Consider the following 20956-nt stretch of genomic DNA (forward strand, 5'->3'; position numbering starts at 1 on the left):
CTCCTCTCTCCTGGTGGGATTGGAGAATCCTCCTCCGAGAGAGAACGGGCCCCGCGTCTCTTGACAGCGGCGGCGTGGCTCGGTAGGCGAGGGCCCGCGTCGCGCAGCGTCAGGAGAGGGCGCCCCCGCCGACACCCGTGAGGGTTCCGACCAGGGCGAGCAGCACGAACGTGGCGTTGAAGACGACGTGGGTGAGCACCGCGCCCCAGATGCGTCCGGTGAGCAGGACCAGCACCGAGCCGACCAGGCCGACCAGGCCGATCGTGGTCGCGGAGGGCCACGTGACGCCGAGCGAGCCGGTGAGTTCGTGCAGCAGCACGAAGAGCCCGGTGCTCACCAGCGCCGCGCCGAAGCCGGCGACGACGCGCTGGCGGGTCAGCCTGCGGAACGCGGTGTACAGCGCCACGAGGAGCAGCGCGTGGAAGAAGAACTCCTCGATCGCCGGGGCCACCACGACCGGCACGGCGAGGTCGGTGAACCACCAGTCCCCGGAGAGGCGTCCGTCCACCGTGGGGTATGCCGGCCAGGCGGCGCGACCGGATGCGGCCTGCTCGAGGCCGCCCGCCACGAACCGCAGAACCACTCCGAAGACGAGGCCGAAGAGCACGTCGGTGGCGCGGAAGCGCATGAGGCCGCGCGGCACGGAGCGGGCGAAGGCGAGCACGACGGGCACGATCATCGCCGCCCACAGGATGACGGTGGCGATCCATCCGCCGAGCGTCCCGCCGACGAGCTCCCGGACGATGGTCGCGACCAGCACACCCGCCCCGAGCGAGATCAGTGCCCAGCCCACCAGCATCCATCCCCAGGGCTGCGTGGACGTGCCGCCCTGCAGCCACATCCGGGGTGCTCGCGGCCGGCGTCGCCGGCGTCGCTCCCGCTCCTCGGCATCGTCGGGCACGGCGAGCGTGTCCGCCGCGTCGAGCGGTCCGGTCACGAGCGTGCCGGTCCCGCCGCCCGCGGCGAGCGCGGCGCCCACCCCTGCGCTGAACGGCTCGACGCCGGTGCGCTCGGCGACCCACTCGCCGGACTCCGACCGCGAGAAGCGCGACGAGCGCCCGGGCCCGTCGCCCGCCGCATCCGGCACGTCCCCGACGGGAGGCGTCTCGGAGGGGTGCTCGCCACGCCGATCGATAGACTCGCTCACGGCGCCCACGTTACCGGGCGGTGCGGGGCGGCTCCGCCCTCCGCCGTCTACGCCGACCACACCATCGCGACGAGGAAGCCCATGATCACCGTCCTCACGGTCTGCACCGGGAACATCTGCCGCTCGCCGTTCGCGGAGGTCATCCTGCAGGACGAGCTGGGTGCCCGCGGGGTCCGAGTCGCCAGCGCCGGCGTGCGCGCGCTGATCGACGACCCGATGACGCCCGAGGCACAGCAGCTGGCCCGCCAGTACGGGGTGCCGGAGGAGCTCATCTCCGGCCACCGGGCCCGCTGGCTGAACGAGTCCCATCTCGTCGAGCCCGATCTGATCCTCGCGATGACGCGCGAGCATCGGCGCGCCGTGGTGGAGCTCACCCCTGCCCAGGTGCGCCGCACGTTCACCGTCCGCGAACTCGCGCGCCTGGCGCAGCACGTGCCGGATGAGGAGGCGAGGCGGATCGCGGACGCCGCCGGCAGCGACCCGGCCGCGCGTCTGGCCGCCCTGCTGACGCACCTGACCGGGGTCCGCGGGGAACTCGATCCCCCCGCCGAGCCCGGCGAGGACGACGTCGTCGATCCCTACCGCCGCTCCTGGGCGGTGTACGAGCAGATGGCCGCTGAGATGATGCCGGCCCTCGGCGAGGTGGTCCGCATCCTGACTCTCGCGACGGACCCGCCCACTGCCCACTGAGCCTCCCCACCCGCAGTGGCCGCGTCAACCCCTGGCGCCCGGGGAGGGGGCCGTCCGCACAATGGGGGCATGAGCGAGATCACCGCGCATCACGGACTGTTGAAGAACGTCGAACTCCACGCCGACGACACGGGCGGTCCGGGGCGGCCCGTGGTCCTCATCCACGGCTGGCCGCTCTCCGGCGAATCCTGGTCGGAGCAGGCTCCGCCGCTCGCCGGGGCCGGCTACCGCGTCGTCACCTACGACCGGCGCGGCTTCGGGCGCAGCAGCAAACCGCGCACCGGGTACGACTACGACACCTTCGCGGATGATCTCGCCGCGGTGCTCGCGGAGCTGGATCTCCGGGACGTGACCCTGGTCGGCTTCTCGATGGGCGGAGGCGAGGTCGCCCGTTACCTCTCCCGGCACGGGAGCGACCGCATCCGCAGCGTCGTCTTCGCCGCCGCCGTCACGCCGTATCTGCGCCACAGCGACGACAACCCCGAGGGCCCGCTCACGGATGAGGCGGCCGCCGCCATGGAGAAGGCCCTCCGTACCGACGAGGAGGGGTTCTACGACCAGTTCACGCGGGACTTCTTCTCGGCGGACGGCGTGCTGAAGGTCACCGAGGAGCAGCGCCGGCAGGCGCTCGCCATGACCGGCGACGCGGATCACCACGCCGCTCTGGCGGCCATGCACGCCTGGGGCACGACGGACTTCCGGCAGGACCTCGCCCGCATCGACGTGCCCGTGCTCGTGCTGCACGGCGACAGCGACGGGATCGTACCGCTCGAGGGATCGGGGGCTCGCACGCACCGCGCCATCGCGGGCAGCGAGCTGGCGGTCATCCCGGGAGGTCCGCACGGGCTCAACGTGAGCCATGCGGACGCGTTCAACGAGATCCTGCTGAGCTTCCTCGCCCGGTGACCGGCTGTGTCGTGCCCGGCCTCAGGTGGCCTGCGGGAGGCGGACGGCGTCCGCCTCGGCCTCCAGCGACACACTCAGACCGCCGGTCGAGCTCGCGCTGACGGCCAGCTCCTGCAGCCAGCGCGGATCCAGAACCTCCGGCTCCGCGTCGTCGAAGACGATGCGCAGCGGAATCGCCGGGTGCAGCCAGAGCGTGCTCCGTCCCGCGGGCGCGTCAGTCGTGTGCCTCCAGGAGAGAGTGAAGCTCTCGCCACGACGCAGTTTCGTGGCGATCACGACCTTGACGTGTGCGAGCAGACGGTCGGGCATCTCGATCGGCTCGGGGTCGGATCCGTAGTACAAACTGCCCATCGCGCAGACCTTCCGTCAGCGATCCCGGTGGGGATCGTTCTCTTCTCGGCCCTGATGTGGGCCTGTCGCCAGGTTAGTTCATGGTTTAACATTTCGATAGTGAACTTCCTAGTTCTCATCCATTCCTCATCTGCGCTCGGCAGCCGCGCTCGCAGCGAGGGACGACGAAGGGCACCATGACCAGCGCCGCACATCCCATCGACAGCGCACAGGCACCCACGGAGGGCGACCCGGACCGACCCGAGCGCGTGGCTCGGCTGGTCGAGCAGCTCCGCCTCGTCGACGCCCAGCTGGTGCGCCAGCGCAGCTCCCCCTCCGGTTTCAGCGACGCGGACCGCGCCGTCATCCGGCTGATCCTGGAGGAGACGGCACGTGGCTCGGAGATCACGCCGTCGTTCATCGCCGCACGGCTCCACCTGACACCCCCGGCGGTGACCGCCATCGTCGATCGCCTCAGCCGCGCCGGCATCGCGACGGTTTCCCCTCACCCGACGGACCGCCGCAAGAAGCTCGTCACCCCCATGGACGACAGCATCCACGCCGACCACGTCGATCCGCTCACCTCGCGACTGCGCGCTCTCGCCGCCCGCCTGTCCCCGGAGGATTCCGCCGTCATCGCCGACTTCCTGCAGGACGTGCTCACCGCCATCAGTGCACGCTGATCAACTCTCCGCACCGGCAGGAAAAGGTAGCTAGACGAGCTAGCTAATTAGGGCTAGCTTGTCCCTGACACCGACCATCCCCCCGGAGAGCGAGATCGACATGGGAAACCTCTACTACGGCAACACCGCCGACCCGATCCTCATCCCCGATCCCGTCCTCGCCCACCTCAAAGTCGTCGCGGCCACCAAGCTCCGCCGCGGCGAGAGCTTCACGGTGTCCTGGGCGCACTCCCCCGCCGGCGGCGCCGGGGGGCGCACCACGCTGTGGCTGCAGCCGGCGATCCCGCTGCGCTTCGTCTTCCAGACGAACGAGCCGGAGCAGTTGAACCCGGACCTGCTCAAGGAGATGGCGAACGAGGCCAATTCGTCGGCCGGACTCACGATCGATCTGGACGCGCGCATCCCCGCCGTCGTCGCCTCGCCCGCCCCGACCGGCCGCACCCCGCGGCCGCGGTTCGCGGCCTGACCTCGGCCTGCACCGGAGCCCGCGCTCACCGACCGCGCGGGAGGCGGCACGCCGCCCGCGCCCGAGACGGTCTCATCGGGCCCCGTCCCGCCCTGCACTCGGTCTGTACGGACCGCCCCTCGTCCGGCATCCCGCCGCCGACTCGCCCCCAGGCGGCGGGATGCCGGCCGCTCTGCCGCAGCGGCGCCGGGTTCACCGGGCTCTCCGGCGCCGTCAACCCCTTCCAGATCGATCGAGCAGGGCCGTAACGTCGCCGGTCAGGCGCGCATGCCCCGCACGCCCCATGGCAGAGAGGTGACGAGATGACGCACGACGAATCGACCCACAACACCCACGGCGACCCGGGCGCGGACGAGGAAGCGGACACCGCATCCGGGGGCGCCCCCGACGACTCCGGCAACCCGGATCTGCCCGACACCACGGACGATCAGGGCATGCCGGTCGACAACCCGTCCGGAGGCTGATCCCCGGCCGGTGGGGTGATCGCCCCGCACACGAGGAGGCCCCCGGAAGCGATGCGCTTCCGGGGGCCTGGTCGTGAGTGGACGGTTTACTTGAACGCGTCCTTGACGTTCTCTCCGGCCTTCTTGAGGCTGGCCCGGGTCTGTTCGCCCTGGCCCTCCGCCTCGAGGCGCTCGTTGTCCGTGGCTTTGCCGGTGGACTCCTTCGCCTTGCCGGACAGGTCTTCGGCAGCGTTCTTGATCTTGTCGTCGAGTCCCATAGAACCCCCTTCTTTAGCGATCAACGGGGCCGAAGCCCCCTGCGGTGCATTCACGTTACATCTCGACCTCGTTGCGCCCGGGGGGCTGGCGTTTCCGCCCCGATGGGGGTAGCCCCCCCTCCCCTGTCCCTCCCCTCCCCCGCCCCCCCCTTCTTTTCCCGCGAGACTGCATAGGCGGCACGAAACAGCGGCTGGTTACGTCCGTCTCGTGCTGTGCGTGCAGTCTCGCGGGGATGGATGGCGCGGGGGCGCGGGCGGGCGAGCGCGCCGCGCGGGCCGTGTCAAGGACCTGCGCGGATGCGGGACCTCCCGGCAGGCTCGACCAACGGGCCGGGCACGCCGATCGGTCGCGCCGAGAAGGGAGAGCGCATGACAACGGGTGACCTCGCCGGAACAGAGAGGCAGACCGCCCCACGTGCCGACCTGTCGACCCGCACCCTGTGGTCCGGCATCCTGTTCGGCGTCGGTCTCGTCGCGTTCCTGGACGAGGCGGTGTTCCACCAGATCCTGCACTGGCACCATTTCTACGACCGCGGCACGCCCGCACTCGGACTCGTCTCGGATGGCGTCTTCCACGCCGTCAGCTGGCTCGCGACGATCGGCGGCCTCTTCCTCCTCGCAGACCTGCGCCGCCGCGGACCGCTGCGGTGGCCGCGCTGGTGGGGCGGCGTACTGCTGGGCGCCGGCGCATTCCAGCTCTACGACGGCACCATCCAGCACAAGCTGCTCGGCATCCATCAGATCCGCTACGTGCCCGACCTGATCGTCTACGACGTGATCTGGAACGTCGTGGCCGCGGCTCTCGTGGTGGCCGGGATCGTGCTGACGGTCCGCACCCGGCGCGCGCCGGCGTCCGCGGGCTGACCCGTGCACGGTCACGACTCCTCCGCCGTCTCCGCCGAGGTATACCTGGCGACGCCGTTCGGCTTCGCGCTGCTCGCGTACGCGATCGGCGTGGGATTGCAGCGGCACCGCGGGCGGGCGTGGCCGTGGTGGCGCAGTGCGCTGTGGGTCGCGGGGATCGCCGCCGCTGCCTCCGGGTTCGTGGGTCCGCTCGCCGCAGCGTCCCACGGGGACTTCGTCGCCCACACCTGGGCGCACCTGCTGGTCGGGATGGTCGCGCCCGTCTTCCTCGTCCTCGCCGCGCCCGTCACGCTCGCGCTCCGGTCTCTTCCGCTCGTCCCCGCGCGACGGCTGTCCGGGATGCTGCGCAGCATCCCGGCCCGTATCCTCACGACACCGGCGGTCGCGGCGGTGCTGAACGTCGGCGGTCTCTGGGTGCTCTACACGACGCCGCTGTTCGAGGCGATGCAGCGGAGCGCGTGGGTGCACCTGTTCGTGATGACCCATCTCCTGCTGGCCGGGTACCTCTTCACGGTCTCCCTCGTCCCGGTGGACCCCGCCCCGCACCGGGCGGGCTACCCGATGCGCGCCGCGGTGCTCGTGCTGGTCCTCGCGGCGCACGGGATCCTCACGAAGGTGATCTACTCGGATCCACCCATGGGCGTGCGGGCGGCGGATGCCGAGGCCGGCGCGATGCTGATGTTCACGGCCGGGGATCTCGTCGACGCGGTCATCGTCGCCGTCCTGTGCGCGCAGTGGTACCGCGAGGCCGGTCGCGCCCTCCGCCGCTCCGCGGCCCCGCGCCCCGCCTGACCCACCCGCCCCGCCCCTGCCCGACCGTCTGCCCCGCGCCGCGGCATCCCCTTCCCGCGAGACTGCATAGCCAGCACGAAACAGCGGCTGGTTACGTCCGTCTCGTGGTGTGCGTGCAGTCTCGCGGGAGAGAGAAGCCGCCCGACCCGCAGCCTCAGATCACGCGGTCGTTGCCGCCGTCCACGCTCAGGTGTGCTCCGGTCGTCGCGGGGAACGACTCGCAGAACGCCACCACGGCCTCGGCCACCGTGGCGCTGCGCACCTCCACCTGCAGCAGGTTGCGGGTGCGGTACTCCTCCACCGTGAGCCCGTAGTTCGCAGCGCGCGCGGCGAGCAGTTCGGGCGTCCAGATCGCGGTGTCGAACACCGCATCCGGCTCCACCTGGTTCACCCGGATGCCGTCACCCGCCCATTCCAGGGCGGCGACGCGCGCGAGCTGGGCCGCGGCGGTCTTGCTCGCGGAGTACGCGGCCACCCCGGGACCGGGGGCCACGACGTTCTTGGTCGAGACCAGCACGACGCGCCCGCCGCGGGGTGCGCGGCGCAGGAACGGGTGCACGGCGCGCAGCAGCCGCGCCGCCGCGGTCACGTTCACGCGGAACGCGCGGTCCCACACCTCGTCGTCGAGTTCGGCGATCGGCTGGCTGGGCGGGAAGATCCCGGCCGCGATCACGACCATGTCGATGCCGCCGAAGTCCCGCACCGCGAGATCCACGGCGGTGGCGAGGACGGCCGGGTCGCTCACGTCGCCCACGACGCCACGCCAGGCGTCCCCGGGGACGACCGTGCGCACCGCCTCGGAGAGGTCGATCCCGATCACGGCGGCGCCGTCGGCGGCGAGCTGCTCGGCCACGGCGCGGCCGATCCCGGATGCGGCGCCGGTCACGATCGCGACCTCGCCGGTCAGGGGCTTGCGCGTGCGTCCGGCGAGCTTCGCCTGCTCGAGCGACCAGTACTCGATGTCGAACGTGTCGCCCTCGTCGAGCGAGCGGTAGCCGCCGAGCCGGTCGGCGGCATCGATGACGTCCATGGTGTGCAGCGCGACGTCGCTGGTGACCCGCAGGGCGGACACCGACTCGCCGGCTACGAGGAAGCCGAGGTCGCGGTCGAACACGACCCGCGGCGCCGGGTCGAGCTCCGTGATCCCGGTCGCACTCCGCGACCGGTGCGCCGCGACGTACGCGCGGTACCGCTCGGCGTACGCGGCGACATCCGTCCCGACGAGCGGGGAGCGCTTCGTGTAGAGGACGTGCTCGGGGGTCGCGGTGCCGCGGCCGGTGACGGTCTCGAGGTCGTCGCGCCGGGCGAAGGCGAGACCGCGGGCGGATGCGGACTGGCGCACGAGCATCGGCCGCCCGGCGCAGGCGGACACGGCCGAACGCAGCTCCGCGATGGTCTCCGCATCACCGCAGCGTTGCACGCTCTCCCCCGGGTCGCCCCAGGCGGTCACCCCGGCCGCGTCCGCGGCGCGCGCGACGAGTTCGCGGTGGCGGGCGAGCGTCGCATCCGCGTCGTCCCCGAAGGTGAACAGGCCGTGGTTGCGCAGGACGACCGCGTCGACGCCGGTCACATCGGTCCCGGCGATGAGCCGGGCGAGCGGGAAGCCCGGCATGACGTAGGGCAGCACGAGCACGCCCTCGCCGAGGATGCCGGCGATGTCGGCATCCGGCACGTCGCGGTTGGTGAGCGACACGATCGCGTCGGCGTGCGAGTGCAGCACGACGCGTCCGGGCAGGTAGGCGTGCAGCAGGGCCTCGATGGATGCGGTGGGTGCGCCCGCGTCCAGGGAGGCCTGGCGCAGCTCATTAACCATCGTGGCATCGTCGAGGTGCTCGAGCTGCAGCAGCTCGTGCAGGCGGTCGCGGCGCAGCGGGGCGAACCCGGCGGCCTCGATCGTGCCGAGGTTCCAGCCGCTGCCCTTGACGAGGACCAGCTCGACAGTGGCGCCGGTCACGTCGGTGCCGGTCGTCTTGATGGAGGTGTTGCCGCCGCCGTGCAGGACGAAGGCGGGGTCGGCGCCGAGCGCGCGGCTGACCCGCACGATCTCGTCGACGGCGTTCCGGTGATCGGTCATGCGCAGGCCTCCCAGACTCCCCGCATCGCGGTGAGGACGCGGTCGAATGTCGCGGCCTGCGTGCGGTAGTCCGCCGCGGCCTCCCCCGGCGCGACCACCAGTCGCGGGTCGGGCTCGGTGTTCCAGGCGTCGGTGACCATGCCCACGCCGTGGGCGGCCAGCGACGAGACGCCGCGGGCGCCCAGCTCGGTGCCGAGCTGGCGGCGCATCGGATGCCCGACGATGTCGGCGAACATCTGCGCCCAGACGGGGTTCTTCGCTCCGCCGCCGGCGAGGGTCCAGGGGCCGTCCGAGACGGCGGCGCCGCTCGAGCGCACCTTCCCGAGCTGCACCCGGTGGTACTGGGTGATGCCCTCCGCCACCGCGCGGGCGACGTGCGCGTAACCGTGACTGTCCTTGATCCCGAGGAACGTGCCGGATGCCCCGAGGTGCTCGGGCGCGCCGTGGATGAAGGGCAGGAACAGCAGTCCGTCGGCGAGCGGCGGGGCGTCCTGGCCCGCCTCCAGCAGATCGCGCGGAGTGACCGGGATGGTGGCGCTCGCGCCGAGGAGACCGGCCGCCCACTCGATGCTGGCGGCGGATGTCGGGGCGACCTCCATCGCGAGCATGGCGTTCTCGTCCGGCAGCAGGGCGTTCAGCGTCACGCGCGGGGGCACGGTATCGGCGGGCACGACGACGCTGTTGATCGCCCAGGTGCCGACGATCACGGTGACGTCACCGAGGGCGGTGGCACCGGCCCCGAGGGCACTGGCGACGCAGTCCATGCAGCCGGCCGCGACCGGGGTCCCGGCCGGGACGCCGGTGCGCTCGGATGCGGCGGCCGTCACCGCGCCGACGATCTCGTCCGAGCCGCGGAGGGCGGGGAACAGCCGGGCGTCCTCCTGCGGGAGGCCGAGCAGATCGAGGACCGCGGGCTCGTAGGCGCGGGCGCTGAGGTTGACCAGGCCGCATCCGGATGCGTCGGAGTAGTCGGCGCTGGGCGCACCCGTGAGGCACACCGTGAGCCAGTCCTTGCAGGTGAGGGCCCACCGGGCCTTCGCCAGCGTCTCCGGCTCGTTGTCGTGCAGCCACCGCAGCAGCACACCGGGCTGCGCCGCCCACGGCATCGATCCGGTGAGCAGGCGCACCCGCTCGACGTGCGCGGGGTCGAGGGCGGCGACGACGCCCTCCGCGCGGCTGTCGGTCGAGGCGATCGCGGGGCGCACCGGACGCAGCTCGTCATCGACGAGGTAGAGCCCGTTGCCGTGGCCGGTCGCGGCGATCGCACCGATCGTCCACCCCTCGCGCAGGAGCTCCGCGGTGAGGTCGCGGAGCACGTCCGCGACCACGTCCCACAGGGCGTCCATGTCGATCTCCTGCCGCTCGCGCGACACCGCCACCCGGGGGTTCGGTGCGGAGACGGTGCGGATCTCGTCGCCGCGTTCGTCGAAAGCGGCGGCCTTGGCCGAGGTCAGCCCGACATCGATGCCGATGACACAGGTCTTCATGGTGCGTCGTCCTTCTTCCGCGCTCAGAGCATTCCGCTCGGAGCGGTCCCTGCTCGTAGCGCTCGCGGCATGAAGCGGCGAACCGAATCACGGTATCGCGCGAGTTCGGCATCCGCCTGCTCGGGGGTCCATCCGGCGTAGGTGACGAGCACCGCGGCCGCGCGCGGCGCGGCGGCGAGGCCCACGTCGCTGCCGAGGGCGATCACGGTGCGCCGCAGCAGGACGTCCTCGAGGGTGACGGCGCCCTCCTCGCGGACGGCGTGCAGCACCTCGGCGGCGATCGCGCCGGACTCCTCGTCGATGACCTCGGCGAGGGCGGGATCGGATGCGGCGAGCATCTCGATCGGCCGGGCGAGGGCGCCGTACACGTCGGCGAGACGGGCGGCGCTGCGCTCGGGCAGGGCGCTGCGGGCGATGAACTCGGCGCGGAAGCGGCCCACGGTCTCGGCGGGCGCCCCGGGGAACCGTGCCTCTCGGGTCGGCGAGGCCTCGCGCGGCATCCCGAGCGCCTTCTCGATCTTGCGCAGGGTCTGCTCGCCGAGCGCGCGGTGCGTCGTGTACTTGCCGCCGATGATCGTCATGAGCCCGGACGCATCGCCGTCGTGGACGATGATCTCGCTGTCTCGGCTGACCGAGGACGGGTCCTTCAGATCGGCGACGTAGGGCAGCGGGCGCACGCCGGAGTACGACCAGAGCACGTCCGCGGGAGCAAGCCCCGCCTCCGGGATGATCGTGTTCACCGAGTGCAGCAGGTAGGCGACCTCGTCCTCGTCGATCGCGATGTCCTCGATCGAGCCGTCATAGGGCAGATCGGTCGTGCCGATCATGAACCGGCCGTCCCACCAGGGCAGCACGAACATCGGCCGGCCGTCCTGGGGCGAATCGAAGAAGATGCAGGTGTCGGGGGCGCCCGGGAAGGAGTCCACGACGAGGTGGCTGCCCTTGGTGGGGCCGATCTTGCGGGCGTGGGGGCCGGCGAGGTCGAGGACGCTGTCCACCCACGGGCCGGCGGCGTTGACCACCACCGGGGCGCGGAGTTCCCGCTCCTCGCCCGTGACGCGGTCGCGGTAGACGACGCCCGCGACGCGGCCACCCTCGCGCAGCAGCGAGACGACGGGGGTGTGGGTCAGGATGGTGGCGCCGTGCCGGTCCGCGTCGATCGCGATCTCGGTCGCGAAGCGCTCGGTCACCGGCACGTGGGCGTCCTGGAAGAGACCGCCCCACTTGACGCCGGCCTTGGCGACGGAGGGCCAGTCGCGCTTGAGCCGGCCGGAGAACACGATGCGGTTCAGCGGCAGCTTCTTGCCGATGGCGAGCACGTCGTGCACGATCAGGCCGCACGACATCAGCCAGCCGGGGGTCTTGTTCCACCGGGCGAAGGGGATGAGCATGGGGTACGGCAGCACGAGGTGGGGCGCCGTGGTCAGCAGGATGTTCCGCTCCCGGATCGACTCGAAGACGAGCGGGATCTCCATCCGCGGCAGGTACTTGAGCCCGCCGTGGATGAGGCGGGTCGAGATCGCCGAGGTGCGGGCGGCGATGTCGTCGCGGTCGATCATGACGACGTGAAGGCCACGGGCGGCGGCTTCACGCGTGATGGCGAGGCCGTTGATGCCGGCGCCGATGACGACGACATCCGCCGAACGCGGCGCACTGTAAGTGTTGAGACGGGGCATGTGCTGTGGTCCTTCACGCTTGCGGGCGCCCCGTCCGGGGCGCCCGCAAGACCGGTTCAGTGGGAGAGGGACTGGAAGAGCTCGTAGGCCTCGGCGGGGGTGAGCCCGTCGTGCACGACGCCGCGGATGGCGGAGAGCATGGCCGCGGGGTGCTCGGACTGGAACACGTTCCGGCCCATGTCGACGCCGGCCGCGCCCTCCTGGATGGCCTGGTAGGAGATGCGCAGGGCCTCCTTCTCCTCGACCTTCTTGCCACCGGCGATGACGATCGGCACGGGGCAGGAGCTGGTGACCGTCTCGAAGCCGTCCTCGACGTAGTATGTCTTCACGAACGCGGCGCCGAGCTCGGCGCTGATGCGGGTCGCGAGGCGGAAGTAGCGCGCGTCGCGCACCATGTCGCGGCCGACCGCGGTCACCGCGAGCACCGGGATGCCGGTGCGCTGACCCTGGTCGACGAGCGTGGTGAGGTTCTTGACCGACTTGGTCTCGTTGTCACCGCCGATGAACACCTGCACCGCGAGGGCGGCCGCATCCAGGCGCACGGCGTCGTCGATCGAGACCGCGATCTCCTCGTCCGAGAGCTCCTTGAGGACGCTGGGGCCGCCGGAGGCGCGCAGCACGATGCCCTTGCCGTTCTCGGCCGGGATGGTGGTGCGCAGGGCACCGCGGGTGCACATGAGCGCGTCGGCCTGCGGGACCAGCGGCAGGATGGACCGCTCGAGGTTCTCGAGACCCGAGGTGGGGCCCTGGAAGTAACCGTGGTCGAAGGCCAGCATGAGGGTCTTGCCGTCGGCCGGGTCGAACACGCGCGACAGACGCGCGCGCATGCCCCAGTCCTGGCCCGACTGCCCCTTCAGGTGGAAACCGGCGGAGGGAGCGCTGGCCCCCGAGAAGTCGGTTCCGTCGCGGAGGTCGTCGAGGTCAGCCATGAAGGGACTCCTTCTTTTCTGTGGTGGTGGGGACCGCCCGGGACGAGCCCGGGGAGAGTGAGGCGCGCAGGCGCCGGATGGTGGCCCGGCCCGTGCCGGTGGAGGCCGAGGCGATGATCACGACGAGGACGACGAGCACGCCCTTGAGCACGTTCTGCGCACCGACGGACCAGCCGACGAGGTTCAGCAGACCGGAGAGGAGCACGAAGAAGAGCGCACCGGTCCACGCGCCCGCGGGTACCGGGCGTCCGCCGGAGATGAGCGTCCCGCCGATGACGACGACCGCGATGGAGTCGAGCATGTACGACGTGCCGAGCACGGTGCTGGGCGAGATGAACGCGGCCAGCAGGCCCCCGACGAGACCGGCGAACCCGGCGCTGAGCAGGTAGGCGGTGGCGGTGACGCCGGCCACCTTGATGCCGGCCCGCTCGGCGGCGCGGTCGCTCTGACCGACGGCGATGATCGAGAGTCCGAGCCGGGTGTGCTTCAGCACGAACCAGATCACGACGGTGACGAGGACGACCAGCAGGGCGATCGCCGGGATGCCGAGCACCTTCGCGTTGACGAAGGAGCGCAGGGCCGGGTCGGCCGAGCCGCGGGCCGCATCCGCCAGCAGCAGGGTGGCGCTGGTGACGATGAGGCTCGTGGCGAGGGTGGCGATGATCGGCGGCACGCGCAGGAGCAGGATGGCGGCGACGCTGATGAGCCCCGCGGCGACACCTGCGCCCGCGGCGGCGAGGAGCCCCGCCACGGGACCCGCCGTGGCACCCACGGCGACCGAGATGTACGACGTCATCGAGATGATCGTGCCGACCGAGACGTCGATGTTGCCGGGTCCGAGGGTGATCACGATCATCTGCCCGAGCGCCACGAGCACGAGGAACGGGGCGAGCGAGAGCGCCTGGGTGAGCGGGTCGAGCGGGGCGCCGGGGCGCACCGAGATGATGACGGCCCAGACGGCGAGCACGCCGATGAGCGACCAGCCCCAGGCGGGCCAGACGAAACCGCGGCGGGCGCGGGTGGCGCTGTTGTCGAGGGCGTTCATCGGGCGAACCTCTCCGTGATGATGCGTCCGGCCAGCACGGCGATGACGATGACGCCCTGCGCCGCCGACTGCAGGCTGGAAGGAAGGTTGATGAGGCTGAGGAGCACCGTGATGAGCCCCAGGGTGACCGCGCCGAGCGTGGCGCCGATGGGCAGGGCCCGGCCACCGGAGAAGGTGCCGCCGCCGAGGATCACCGCGGCGATCGTCATGAGCGTGTATTCGCTGGCGGCGTTGATGTCGCCGGACCAGGTCTGCGAGGCGAGCATGAGCCCCGCGAGGATCATGAAGACGGCGGCGATCACGTAGGCGGTGATGCGGGTGCCGGCCAGCGACACCCCGGCCTTCTCGAGCGTGGGGGCCTGCGAGCCGAGTGCCCGCATCCGGGTGCCCATGCGGGCACGGCGGGTGACGTACCAGCCGAGCAGCGTCGCGGCGATGATGAAGATGACCGGCGCCGGGAACCAGGTCGGACGCCAGGTGGAGATGACCGACAGCCAGTCCGGGGTCGCCCCGCCCGGGGTGGGCCGGATCTGCAGGCCGATGCCGAGCCAGACGAACGACATCCCGAGGGTCAGGATGATGGAGGGCACTCCGCGGCGCTGCACCACGTAGGCGATGACGGCGTAGATCGCGACGATCCCGACGATCGTGCCGAGCGCGAGCAGCGGCGCGTCGATGAAGAGGGTGGCGGCGATGACGGTGACGAGGCCGACGAGGTAGCCGACGCTCAGGTCGATGTCGCCGACGCTCATGATGATCATCTGCGCCTGGGCCGCCAGCACGAGCGGCACCGACGACATGAGCATGAGGGTGAGGCCGGGAACGCTCAGGATGCCGGGCTGCAGGGTCGCGGTGATCGCGAAGATCGCGACCAGGGCGACGAGCGAGAGCAGTGCCGGCGAGCCGTTCGAGGCGCTCGCGCGGGCCCGCTGCCCGGCGGTGGGATAAGAGACGGTGGCGGTGCTCATCGAGCGTCCTCCTCAGTGGGGGCGTCGCTGCCGAACGAGTCGGCGATGATGCGGTCTTCGGCGATCTCGTCGCCGGCGAGCTCCGAGACGATGCGGCCGGAGCGGAACACGTACACGCGGTCGCAGTGGGCCATCTCCCCGTTCTCGGTGGAGTACCAGACGACCGAGCGGCCGCGGGCGGCCTCGACGCGCATGAGCGCGTACAGCTCGTTCTTGGTGGCGACGTCGACGCCGCGGAACGGGTCGTCGAGCAGCACGAGGGAGGCATCCGTGGCAAACGCGCGCGCGACGAGCACCTTCTGCTGGTTACCGCCGGAGAGCGAGGTGATGGGGGCGCGGGCGCCGCCCTTGACGTTGAGGCGCTCCACCCACTGCGCGGCGAGGGCGCGCTTGGCCGCCGAGCGGATGACACCGCCGCGGGACAGCTGTCGGGATGCCGACACGGTCAGGTTCTCCGCGACGCTCCAGAGCGGGAAGATGCCGCTGGTCTGGCGGTCGCCGGGCACGTACGCGCGGCGCTTCGCGACGGTCACGCCGCGGCCACCGGCCCAGAGGCGGCGCAGCAGCGTGTCCTGGCCGTGTCCGGCGAGGCCGGCGAGTCCGATGATCTCGCCCGGCTGCACCGTGAAGGGCACGGAGCCCTCGTTCTCGATGCGCGCGACGAGCCCGTCGTTGCGGATGTCGACGGGGGCGCCGTCGGCGTTCGTGACGCGGCGGATGGTGGCGGTGTCGGCATGCACCTCGCCGCCCATGGTCGCCAGCAGCGCTTCCTCTGAGGTGGCGGATGCCGCGACGGTGTCGACGATGCGGCCGTCCTTCATCACGGCGATGCGGTCGGCGTTGGCGAGCACCTCCTGCATCCGGTGCGAGATGAGCACCATGCTCACGCCCGACGCGGTGAGGCGGCGCAGGTGCGTGTAGAGCTGACGCGTGGCGTCGACGCTGAGGGACTCGGTCGGCTCGTCGAGGATGAGCATGGCGAGGTTCGGCGTGCACAGGGCACGGGCGATCTCCACCATCTGACGCTGGGCCATGGTGAGGTTGCTCGTGCGGCGGACGATGCCGATGCCGTGGCCGGGGAACACCTCGTCGAGCGTCTCGGCGACGTGCTTCTCGGCGGTGCGGCGCCAGCCCCACCCGCGCGCGGAGCGGTCGGAGAGCGCGATGTTCTCCGCGACGGTGAGGTCGGGGCAGAGCGCGAGCTCCTGGTAGATCATGCGCACCCCGGCGTCGGCGGCGGCGCGCTGGTTCCACGCGTCGCCGCCGCGCCAGGTGACGCGCCCGGTGTCGGGCTGTTCGCGACCGGCGAGCACCCGCATCAGGGTGCTCTTACCGGCGCCGTTGTGGCCGACCAGTCCGAGGATCTCCCCCGCGGCGACGGTGACGTCGATTCCCGCGAGTGCCCTCGTGTTGCCGTACCGCTTGGACACGTCCGTCGCGGTCAGCACGACGTCGGTCGCTCGGGGGGTGGCAGAGTTCGAGCTCTGCGTCACGGATGTCATCGGGTGTTCTCCTTCGAACCGGTCGGCCGGGCGGTCAGGAGACCGCCGGAGCCTGCACCTTCTCGCCGTCGGCCAGCGCCTTGAGCGCGGCCTCGATGGATGCGTCGTCCCAGGCGATGGACGCGTACTCGTCCGCGTTCAGCTCGGCGACCCAGTAGTCGAGCTCGTCCTGGCTGATCTTCACGAGGGGCAGCACGACGTCGGCGGGGACCTCTTCACCGCGCTCCTTGGCGAGGGCGACGTAGAGGGCGGCGACGACCTGGCCCGGGTCGGTCAGCGCAGCGAACGAACCGTTCGAGATGCCGCTTTCCTTCCAGAAGCTGAGCGACTTGCCGTCGGTGTCGAAGACGACGACGGGGGCCTCACGGCCGGCGGACTCGAATGCCTGCACGACGCCCATGCCGCCGATGCAGCCGGGGACCGCGGCGACCTCGGGCAGCGAGCCCAGGATGCCGACGAGCTCCTTCTGCGCGGTGGCGGAGTCGCAGAAGCCGTTGACCTCGGCGACGACGTTCACGTCCGGGTAGTCCGCGAGGATCTCCAGCTGCCGGTTGTGGAAGGCCTCCTCCGGCTGCGAGCCGATGACGCCGCGGTTGATGACGATGTTGCCGGCGCCGCCGATGGCCTCGAGAGCGGGCTCGAGCGAGTCGGCACCCCACTGGCCGTACTCGTTACGGACGACCGTGCCGCAGCTGGTCTCCATCTCGGCGTCCAGGATGATCACGTTGATGCCCGCGGTGCAGGCCTCTTCGATGACCGGCTTGAGCGCGCTCGAGGAGGCCGGGATGACCATGAGCACGTCGGGGTTCTGCAGCATGAGGCTGCGGATCTGGGACGCCTGCTCGGTGGCGCTGTTCTCGCCCGGAGCGTTGACGACGGAGTACTCCGAGACGATGCCTTCGTCCTTGAGCTTCTCGGCCTCGGTCTCGAACTTGTCGATGAGGGTCAGGCGCCATCCGTTGACGAAGCCGTTGGACAGGGCGATCTTCAGCCCTTCCGGCTCGGTGCCGTCAGCGGTGCCGGCGTCGCTGCCACCGGCACAACCGGCGAGCAGCAGGACCGCGGCGGCGGCAGCGGTGACCGCGGTCGCCGTGCGGCGGATGTTCGGGAACTTCATTGTCATTGCCTCCTGGTTTCGCTTCGTCGCGAGGTGACGAGCGCTGTGCGTTCGGGCGCCAGGTCTGTCAACCTGTTACAACCAACCTGTCATGACGAGTTGGTTGTGACTAACATAGGGACCGGCGTCGGTGCTGTCAATTGCGCGTTGATACGCTCTGAGCACCGCGCGCGCCGGACCAAAGGAGGCCGTCCATGCCGACACCCGCGACGCACGTCGCTCTCGACCGCGAGGCGGACGCACCGCTGTGGCAGCAGCTGGCGCGTGTTCTCCGCGACGAGATCGAGGCGGGCCTTCTGCGCGCCGATCAGGCTCTCCCCTCGGAATCGGAGCTCATCGATCGCTACGGCGTCTCCCGCACGGTGGTGCGTGAGGCCCTCGCCGAACTCGTTCGCGCCGGTCTCATCTACAAGGTGCGTGCCCGCGGATCGTTCGTGTCCCCGCAGCGTCCGGATCTGAAGTTCATCGGGTCGATGACCGGTTCCTCGGACGACCTGTCCACGACCGGGCGGAGCGTCACGACCCGCGTGCTCGACTTCGAGCTGGGCACGGCGGATGCCGAGGATGCCGAGGCCCTCCGCATCCCCGAGGGGAGCCCCGTCGTGCGGCTCCGGCGCCTCCGGCACGTGGACGGCACGCCCTGGCTGCTGGTCGACACCGTGCTGCCGCACGACCGCTTCCCCACGCTCGGCCGCGCGAACCTCGAGAACCGCTCGCTGTACGAGCACCTGCGCCGGCACTTCGGGGTGGAGCCGAGCGGCGCGGACCGCTGGATCAGCGCGGTCGTGCCGACACCCGAGGATGCGGGGCTGCTGGAGCTGGGCCCCGGCCAGCCGGTGCTGTCGATCGAGTCGGTCGCCTGGGACTCCGACGGCGTGCCCTTCGAGCGCTACCACGCCCTGCACCGCAGCGACGAGTCCCGCTTCTACGTCGGCATCCGCTGACCCCCGCCCCCCTCTTTTCCGGTCGACTCGCCAAGAACTGCGGGTACAGCGGGGCCGGCATCCGCACTTCTTGGCGAGTCGACCGGTTCCTGCCCCCGCGTGGAGGCGACAGGCGAGCTCACCCCAGGGCTCCTCCGCACACCTTCCCTGCACGTCATACCGCCTGTGGCAGGATTAGGCGAGATACCCCCATATCCGAGAGGCGTCATGGAGCTCAGCGACTACATCCGTGTCCTGCGGAAGAACTGGCTCGTCATCGTCGTCGTGACGCTGGTGGGCCTGGGAGCCGCGGCGGCCTACTCGCTCACGCGCACCCCTCTCTATGAGGCGGAGAGCCGCGTGTTCGTCTCGACGCAGACGAGCGGATCCGTGCAGGAGCTGCAGCAGGGCTCGGCGTTCACGCAGCAGCGGGTGACGACGTACGTCAACCTCGTGACGACGCCGATCGTGATCAACCCCGTGCTCGACGAGCTCGACCTCGACATGACCGCGGGTGAGCTCGCGAAGCAGGTGTCCGCATCCGCGCCGCTGAACACGACGCTGATCGGCATCACGGTCACGGATCCCGACCCGGTGCTCGCCGCCGACATCGCGAACGCGCTGGGCGCGAGTCTCACGACCGCCGTCGAGGACATCGAGACGCCGGCCGGCCAGGAGCTCAGCCCGGTCAAGCTGACGCGCGTGCAGGACGCCCTGCCCACGAACGTGCCGGTCAGCCCGAACGTCCCGCTCAACCTCGCCCTCGGCACCCTGGTCGGTCTCGCGCTCGGCATCGGCTTCGCGGTGCTTCGCACGGTGCTCGACACGAAGGTGCGCAGCGCCCGCGACATCAACAACCTCACCGATCGTCCGATCCTCGGTGCGATCCCGTTCGACCCGAAGGCGCAGGAGCGTCCGCTCATCCTGCACGCCGACCCGCACAACCCGCGCTCCGAGGCGTTCCGCGCCCTCCGCACGAACCTGCAGTTCATCGAGATGGACGGCGGGCACAGCTTCGTCGTCACCTCCAGCATCCCGAGCGAGGGCAAGTCGACGACGACCGTGAACCTCGCGATCGCGCTGGCGGATGCGGGTAAGCGCGTCGCGCTCATCGACACCGACCTGCGCAAGCCCAAGGTGGCCGAGTACCTCGGCATCGAGGGCGGCGCGGGTCTCACCGACGTGCTGATCGGCCGGGCGAAGGTCGGCGATGTGATGCTCCCGTGGGGCAAGCGTCCGCTGTTCGTGCTGCCGGCGGGCAAGGTGCCGCCGAACCCGAGCGAGCTGCTCGGGTCGAAGCAGATGGCGCAGCTGCTCGAGGCCATCAGCCGCGACTTCGATGTCGTCCTGCTCGATGCTCCCCCGCTTCTTCCGGTGACGGATGCGGCGGTGCTCGCCCGCGTGACGAGCGGAGCGCTCGTGGTGGTCGCGGCCGGGCGCACGACGTCCGGCCAGTTCGAGGGCGCACTCACCGCGCTCGAGACCGTCGACGCGAAGGTCGCCGGCATCATCCTGGCCATGGTGCCCACCCGGGGTGCGGATGCGTACGGCTACGGCTATGGCTACGGTTACGGCGGGTACGGCGCCTACACCTCGGTGACAGCCGCTCCCCCGAAGCCCGCTCCCACAGCACGCAAGAAGCGTCGCGGCGGGGACGCTCACCCTCAGACTTCGCAGGACGTGCCCACCGCCGTTCCCTGATCGTCCGAGAGATGAGAGGGCAATGAGGCAACCTCGATTCCGCACCAGCACCCGGGTCAGATGGTGGTCCGGGGTGCTCGTCGCGGTGCTCGCGGTGGTGGTCATCGTTCTTGTCGTGCTGGCCTTCCAGCGCACCCGGGGCGGCGCGCCGGTCGAGCAGAGCCCCCGCCCCGTCCCGTCTTTCTCGCCGAGCCCGGATGAGACACCCTCCCCCACCGCGACCCCGACCGCGACCCCGACGCCGGTCGTGATCACCGCCCCGGGCGCCGAGGAGCGGTTCCTCTCCGCCGGCAGCGGCGCCCTGTGGCGGGCTACCGCGGGCGCGTGCGGCGGGACGGAGCCGCTGCTGGAGCGGTCGACGGATGAGGGGCGCACCTGGAACGACGTCACCCCTCGCTACCTCGGCATCGGCCAGATCCTGAGCCTGAACGCGTTCGCCGGCACCGAGGCGCAGCTCGTGGCCCTGATGGGTGCGGACTGCGAGGTGCAGGGTCTGCGCACGTTCACGCAGGGCCGCTTCTGGGAGCCGAACGCCGAAGTGCTCGCCGGGGCGACCTACCTTGTTCCGGATGGCGCGGAGGTCATCACCCCGTCCGGACGCGTCGAAGCCCCCTGCGACGCTCCCTGGGGGGTCCGCGCCGGGGGCGGCGCCACCGCGCTCGTGTGCGACGGCATCGCCTACACGCTGGTCGACGACGAGTGGGAGCAGGTGGCCGAGAACGCCCTGGCGGTAGCACTGCAGTCGGGCGCCGTCGTCACCGCCGCGGTCGCCCCAGGTTGCAATGGCATCACGATCTCCGGCGTGGCGAGCACCTGCGTGCAGGTCGAGAGCCCCTCCGCGCCCTCCGCCATCACAACCTCGGGTCCGAACACCCTGATCTGGGCCCTCGATACGTTGGAGACGGTCGCCACCCCCTAGGGTTCGCCCAGCGCAA

Annotated in this window: 21 protein-coding genes; 10 read left to right on the forward strand and 11 right to left on the reverse strand. The window is 71.2% G+C overall.

Going from position 1 to position 20956, the window contains the following annotated elements:
* Positions 1–109 precede the first annotated feature (109 nt).
* A complete protein-coding gene (locus F6J84_RS12440) occupies positions 110–1147 on the reverse strand; it encodes a CPBP family intramembrane glutamic endopeptidase (RefSeq protein ID WP_150974150.1) in 1038 nt (345 codons plus the stop codon).
* Between the two features lie 81 nt (positions 1148–1228).
* Between F6J84_RS12440 and F6J84_RS12445 the strand changes: the two genes are divergently transcribed.
* Positions 1229–1837: an arsenate reductase/protein-tyrosine-phosphatase family protein gene (locus tag F6J84_RS12445; protein WP_150974151.1), complete on the forward strand. Its 609-nt coding sequence runs from the start codon at positions 1229–1231 to the stop codon at positions 1835–1837.
* Positions 1838–1906: 69 nt separating this feature from the next.
* Complete coding sequence (locus F6J84_RS12450; protein WP_150974152.1) at positions 1907–2743, forward strand: alpha/beta fold hydrolase; 837 nt, start codon at positions 1907–1909, stop codon at positions 2741–2743.
* A gap of 21 nt (positions 2744–2764) precedes the next feature.
* Here the strand turns inward: F6J84_RS12450 and F6J84_RS12455 are convergent, their stop codons facing one another.
* On the reverse strand, positions 2765–3094 hold the full coding sequence (locus F6J84_RS12455; RefSeq protein ID WP_150974153.1) for a DUF7882 family protein: 330 nt from the start codon (positions 3092–3094) through the stop codon (positions 2765–2767).
* A 176-nt stretch (positions 3095–3270) separates the two neighbouring features.
* On the opposite strand from F6J84_RS12455, the gene F6J84_RS12460 reads away from it, so the two are divergent.
* The 3 genes from F6J84_RS12460 to F6J84_RS15550 all read left to right on the forward strand — a co-directional run bounded on the left by F6J84_RS12460 (position 3271) and on the right by F6J84_RS15550 (position 4686).
* The gene (locus F6J84_RS12460) at positions 3271–3756 is read left to right on the forward strand and encodes a MarR family winged helix-turn-helix transcriptional regulator (RefSeq protein WP_150974154.1); all 486 of its coding nucleotides are present in this window, start codon (positions 3271–3273) and stop codon (positions 3754–3756) included.
* A gap of 100 nt (positions 3757–3856) precedes the next feature.
* Positions 3857–4222 carry a DUF7882 family protein gene (locus tag F6J84_RS12465; RefSeq protein WP_150974155.1) on the forward strand — a complete coding sequence of 122 codons (366 nt, stop codon included), beginning with the start codon at positions 3857–3859 and terminating at the stop codon, positions 4220–4222.
* A gap of 302 nt (positions 4223–4524) precedes the next feature.
* Positions 4525–4686, forward strand: coding sequence for a hypothetical protein (locus F6J84_RS15550; RefSeq protein ID WP_191621868.1), 162 nt, complete (start codon positions 4525–4527; stop codon positions 4684–4686).
* A gap of 86 nt (positions 4687–4772) precedes the next feature.
* Here the strand turns inward: F6J84_RS15550 and F6J84_RS12470 are convergent, their stop codons facing one another.
* Positions 4773–4943, reverse strand: a complete 171-nt coding sequence (locus tag F6J84_RS12470; RefSeq protein ID WP_150894415.1) for a CsbD family protein — start codon at positions 4941–4943, stop codon at positions 4773–4775.
* Between the two features lie 369 nt (positions 4944–5312).
* Between F6J84_RS12470 and F6J84_RS12475 the strand changes: the two genes are divergently transcribed.
* Together F6J84_RS12475 and F6J84_RS12480 are read left to right on the forward strand one after the other, a co-directional pair.
* Positions 5313–5807: a DUF2243 domain-containing protein gene (locus tag F6J84_RS12475; RefSeq protein ID WP_150974156.1), complete on the forward strand. Its 495-nt coding sequence runs from the start codon at positions 5313–5315 to the stop codon at positions 5805–5807.
* A gap of 3 nt (positions 5808–5810) precedes the next feature.
* The gene (locus F6J84_RS12480; protein ID WP_150974157.1) at positions 5811–6599 is read left to right on the forward strand and encodes a cytochrome c oxidase assembly protein; all 789 of its coding nucleotides are present in this window, start codon (positions 5811–5813) and stop codon (positions 6597–6599) included.
* A 154-nt stretch (positions 6600–6753) separates the two neighbouring features.
* Here F6J84_RS12480 and F6J84_RS12485 read toward each other — a convergent pair whose 3' ends face one another.
* Genes F6J84_RS12485 through F6J84_RS12520 form a run of 8 tightly spaced genes read right to left on the reverse strand, consistent with a single transcriptional unit; the run spans position 6754 to position 17397 of the window.
* Positions 6754–8673, reverse strand: coding sequence for an SDR family NAD(P)-dependent oxidoreductase (locus F6J84_RS12485; RefSeq protein WP_150974158.1), 1920 nt, complete (start codon positions 8671–8673; stop codon positions 6754–6756).
* The gene (locus F6J84_RS12490) at positions 8670–10160 is read right to left on the reverse strand and encodes an FGGY-family carbohydrate kinase (protein ID WP_150974159.1); all 1491 of its coding nucleotides are present in this window, start codon (positions 10158–10160) and stop codon (positions 8670–8672) included. The genes F6J84_RS12485 and F6J84_RS12490 overlap by 4 nt, the downstream gene beginning before the upstream one ends.
* A gap of 23 nt (positions 10161–10183) precedes the next feature.
* The gene (locus F6J84_RS12495; protein WP_150974160.1) at positions 10184–11836 is read right to left on the reverse strand and encodes a glycerol-3-phosphate dehydrogenase/oxidase; all 1653 of its coding nucleotides are present in this window, start codon (positions 11834–11836) and stop codon (positions 10184–10186) included.
* Between the two features lie 56 nt (positions 11837–11892).
* Positions 11893–12765 carry a 3-hydroxy-5-phosphonooxypentane-2,4-dione thiolase gene (gene lsrF / locus F6J84_RS12500; RefSeq protein WP_150974161.1) on the reverse strand — a complete coding sequence of 291 codons (873 nt, stop codon included), beginning with the start codon at positions 12763–12765 and terminating at the stop codon, positions 11893–11895.
* Entirely contained in the window at positions 12758–13810 is a 1053-nt protein-coding gene (locus F6J84_RS12505) for an ABC transporter permease (protein ID WP_150974162.1), read from the reverse strand. Before F6J84_RS12505 ends, lsrF begins: the two co-directional genes overlap by 8 nt.
* Complete coding sequence (locus F6J84_RS12510) at positions 13807–14778, reverse strand: ABC transporter permease (RefSeq protein WP_150974163.1); 972 nt, start codon at positions 14776–14778, stop codon at positions 13807–13809. Before F6J84_RS12510 ends, F6J84_RS12505 begins: the two co-directional genes overlap by 4 nt.
* Positions 14775–16280 (reverse strand): sugar ABC transporter ATP-binding protein, encoded by a 1506-nt coding sequence (locus F6J84_RS12515; RefSeq protein WP_150974164.1) that lies wholly within the window; start codon positions 16278–16280, stop codon positions 14775–14777. The genes F6J84_RS12510 and F6J84_RS12515 overlap by 4 nt, the downstream gene beginning before the upstream one ends.
* A 34-nt stretch (positions 16281–16314) precedes the next feature.
* Positions 16315–17397: a substrate-binding domain-containing protein gene (locus tag F6J84_RS12520; protein ID WP_191905664.1), complete on the reverse strand. Its 1083-nt coding sequence runs from the start codon at positions 17395–17397 to the stop codon at positions 16315–16317.
* A 194-nt stretch (positions 17398–17591) separates the two neighbouring features.
* Between F6J84_RS12520 and F6J84_RS12525 the strand changes: the two genes are divergently transcribed.
* The 3 genes from F6J84_RS12525 (at position 17592) to F6J84_RS12535 (ending at position 20940) form a co-directional block, all read left to right on the forward strand.
* Complete coding sequence (locus F6J84_RS12525) at positions 17592–18341, forward strand: GntR family transcriptional regulator (protein ID WP_150974166.1); 750 nt, start codon at positions 17592–17594, stop codon at positions 18339–18341.
* Positions 18342–18548: 207 nt separating this feature from the next.
* Positions 18549–20021, forward strand: coding sequence for a tyrosine-protein kinase domain-containing protein (locus tag F6J84_RS12530; RefSeq protein ID WP_150974167.1), 1473 nt, complete (start codon positions 18549–18551; stop codon positions 20019–20021).
* A 22-nt stretch (positions 20022–20043) separates the two neighbouring features.
* The gene (locus tag F6J84_RS12535) at positions 20044–20940 is read left to right on the forward strand and encodes a hypothetical protein (RefSeq protein ID WP_150974168.1); all 897 of its coding nucleotides are present in this window, start codon (positions 20044–20046) and stop codon (positions 20938–20940) included.
* Positions 20941–20956 lie beyond the last annotated feature (16 nt).

Origin of the sequence: Microbacterium caowuchunii, assembly GCF_008727755.1 — a bacterium.
Classification (GTDB): Bacteria; Actinomycetota; Actinomycetes; order Actinomycetales; family Microbacteriaceae; genus Microbacterium; species Microbacterium caowuchunii.

Bases quoted from the DNA above. Each gene is read 5' to 3' on its own strand.
- F6J84_RS12445 (WP_150974151.1), top strand. From the start codon at position 1,229: ATGATCACCGTCCTCACGGTCTGCACCGGGAACATCTGCCGCTCGCCG.
- F6J84_RS12450 (WP_150974152.1), top strand. From the start codon at position 1,907: ATGAGCGAGATCACCGCGCATCACGGACTGTTGAAGAACGTCGAACTC.
- F6J84_RS12455 (WP_150974153.1), bottom strand. From the start codon at position 3,094: ATGGGCAGTTTGTACTACGGATCCGACCCCGAGCCGATCGAGATGCCC.
- F6J84_RS12460 (WP_150974154.1), top strand. From the start codon at position 3,271: ATGACCAGCGCCGCACATCCCATCGACAGCGCACAGGCACCCACGGAG.
- F6J84_RS12465 (WP_150974155.1), top strand. From the start codon at position 3,857: ATGGGAAACCTCTACTACGGCAACACCGCCGACCCGATCCTCATCCCC.
- F6J84_RS15550 (WP_191621868.1), top strand. From the start codon at position 4,525: ATGACGCACGACGAATCGACCCACAACACCCACGGCGACCCGGGCGCG.
- F6J84_RS12470 (WP_150894415.1), bottom strand. From the start codon at position 4,943: ATGGGACTCGACGACAAGATCAAGAACGCTGCCGAAGACCTGTCCGGC.
- F6J84_RS12475 (WP_150974156.1), top strand. From the start codon at position 5,313: ATGACAACGGGTGACCTCGCCGGAACAGAGAGGCAGACCGCCCCACGT.
- F6J84_RS12485 (WP_150974158.1), bottom strand. From the start codon at position 8,673: ATGACCGATCACCGGAACGCCGTCGACGAGATCGTGCGGGTCAGCCGC.
- F6J84_RS12490 (WP_150974159.1), bottom strand. From the start codon at position 10,160: ATGAAGACCTGTGTCATCGGCATCGATGTCGGGCTGACCTCGGCCAAG.
- F6J84_RS12495 (WP_150974160.1), bottom strand. From the start codon at position 11,836: ATGCCCCGTCTCAACACTTACAGTGCGCCGCGTTCGGCGGATGTCGTC.
- lsrF (WP_150974161.1), bottom strand. From the start codon at position 12,765: ATGGCTGACCTCGACGACCTCCGCGACGGAACCGACTTCTCGGGGGCC.
- F6J84_RS12505 (WP_150974162.1), bottom strand. From the start codon at position 13,810: ATGAACGCCCTCGACAACAGCGCCACCCGCGCCCGCCGCGGTTTCGTC.
- F6J84_RS12510 (WP_150974163.1), bottom strand. From the start codon at position 14,778: ATGAGCACCGCCACCGTCTCTTATCCCACCGCCGGGCAGCGGGCCCGC.
- F6J84_RS12515 (WP_150974164.1), bottom strand. From the start codon at position 16,280: ATGACATCCGTGACGCAGAGCTCGAACTCTGCCACCCCCCGAGCGACC.
- F6J84_RS12520 (WP_191905664.1), bottom strand. From the start codon at position 17,397: ATGAAGTTCCCGAACATCCGCCGCACGGCGACCGCGGTCACCGCTGCC.
- F6J84_RS12525 (WP_150974166.1), top strand. From the start codon at position 17,592: ATGCCGACACCCGCGACGCACGTCGCTCTCGACCGCGAGGCGGACGCA.
- F6J84_RS12530 (WP_150974167.1), top strand. From the start codon at position 18,549: ATGGAGCTCAGCGACTACATCCGTGTCCTGCGGAAGAACTGGCTCGTC.
- F6J84_RS12535 (WP_150974168.1), top strand. From the start codon at position 20,044: ATGAGGCAACCTCGATTCCGCACCAGCACCCGGGTCAGATGGTGGTCC.